Genomic DNA, 1,966 nt, shown 5'->3' with positions numbered 1-1,966 from the left:
CCCGCGGTCTTCGATGCCTGGATCGCGGCGCAGGCACGGCCGGCCGCGCCGCCGGCCACGCCCGCGCTCGAGCGCGGACGGGATGCCTTCCTCGCGCACCGCTGCAATGCCTGCCACACCGTGCGCGGCGTGAGCGAGGAAAGCCGCCTGGGGCCGGACCTCACCCACGTGGGCAGCCGCCTCTACTTGGGCGCCGGCCTCCTGCCGAACGACAATGACGGCCTCGCGCGCTGGCTGGCGCACACGCAGCAACTGAAACCCGGCGCACGCATGCCTTCGTCGCACGAGCGCATCGACGACAACAGCCTGCAGGCCATCGCCGCCTGGCTGGCCCAGCTGAAATGAGCGAGCTGCCGTCCGCCCTGCCCCGGCCCGCGGGCGAACGCGAGGCACTCGAGCGCGCGTGGCAGGCGCCAACGGGCTGGCGGGCGCTCTCGGCCGTCAACAACACGCGCATCGGCGTGTACTACATCGCGACCGCGATGCTCTTTTTCATACTGGCCGGTGCGCTCGCGCTGGTAATGCGCGCGCAGCTGGCCGTCCCCGACAACGCGCTGGTCGAGGTGCGAACCTACAACCAGCTCTTCACCATGCACGGCACGGTGATGATGTTCCTTTTCGCTGTACCGATCGTCGAGGCGGTGGCGATCTACCTGCTGCCCAGCATGCTGGGCGCGCGCGACCTGCCCTTTCCGTGGCTGTCGGCCTATGCCTTCTGGGCCTATGCGATCGGCGGACTGGTCTTCTTCTGCACCCTCTTCTTCGGCGAGGCGCCCGATGGCGGCTGGTTCATGTACCCGCCGCTCACCGGCAAGGAGTTCTCGCCCGGACGCGGCGCGGACTGGTGGCTGCTGGGCATCGGCTTCATCGAGATCTCGGCTATCGCGGGCGCCATCGAGCTCATCGTCGGCATCCTGTTCACGCGCGCGCCCGGCATGACGCTGATGCGCATGCCAGTCTTCGCCTGGGCCATGCTGGTGACGGCGCTGATGATCGTCTTCGCCTTTCCGGCGGTGATCGCAGCGACCACGCTGCTGGAGATAGAGCGCGCCTTCGACTGGCCCTTCTTCATCGCAGGGCGCGGCGGCGACCCGCTGCTGTGGCAGCACCTGTTCTGGTTCTTCGGGCATCCGGAGGTCTACATCATCTTCCTGCCGGCCGCGGGCATGGTTTCGATGATGATCCCTGCGCTCGCGGGCACCCGGCTGGTGGCCTATCGCGCGATCGTGGCCGCGCTCGCCGGCGTCGGGCTCGTGAGCTTCGCGCTCTGGATCCACCACATGTTCGCCGCGGGCGTGGGTGACCTCGCGATGACAGTGACTTCGGCCGCGAGCTTCCTGGTCGCGCTCCCGAGCGGCGTGCAGGTGTTCGCCTGGATTGCGACTTTCTGGCGCGGCGAGGTGCGGCCGAACGCGCCCACGCTGTTCCTGCTGGGCTTTCATTTCATCTTCGTGCTGGGCGGCCTGACCGGCGTCATGGTGGCGGTGCTGCCCTTCGACTGGCAGGCGCACGACAGCTACTTCATCGTCGCCCATCTGCACTACGTGCTGATCGGCGGCATGGTGTTCCCGCTGTTCGCGGGCTTCTACTTCTGGGCGCCGGTATTCAACGGCCATTGCCTGTCGGAGCGCTGGGGCCGCTGGGTCTTCGGACTGATGTTCGGCGGCTTCAACCTGGCCTTCTTCCCGATGCACATCGCGGGCCTGCTGGGCATGCCGAGGCGTGTCCACAGCTACCCGGGCGACCTGGGCTGGAACGCGCTCAACCTGTTGTCGACTGTCGGCGCCTTCGTGCTGGCCACGGGCGTGCTGCTGTTCATCGTCGACGCCGCGCGCACGCTGCGGCGGCCGGACAAGGACCACGGCAATCCGTGGCGGGCCGGCACGCTCGAATGGCTGCCGATGCGCGAGTACGGCGTGCGCAGCATTCCGCAGCTGGTGTCGCGCGAGCCCTTGTGGGAGCAGCC

At 68.4% G+C, this 1,966-nt stretch carries 1 protein-coding gene and 1 pseudogene; both read left to right on the top strand.

Features of this window, described 5'->3' with window-relative positions; genetic code table 11:
- Positions 1-345 (top strand): c-type cytochrome (locus tag APY03_RS44730; RefSeq protein WP_232324461.1); only part of this gene is annotated, 345 nt, incomplete at its 5' end.
- Positions 342-1,966, top strand: a pseudogene (locus APY03_RS29155) (cbb3-type cytochrome c oxidase subunit I); the annotation flags it as partial. The gene APY03_RS44730 and the pseudogene APY03_RS29155, both read left to right, overlap by 4 nt.

Origin of the sequence: Variovorax sp. WDL1, from assembly GCF_001541225.1 — a bacterium.
Classification (GTDB): domain Bacteria; phylum Pseudomonadota; class Gammaproteobacteria; order Burkholderiales; family Burkholderiaceae_C; genus Variovorax.
This window is presented reverse-complemented; position numbering and strand designations above follow the sequence as displayed.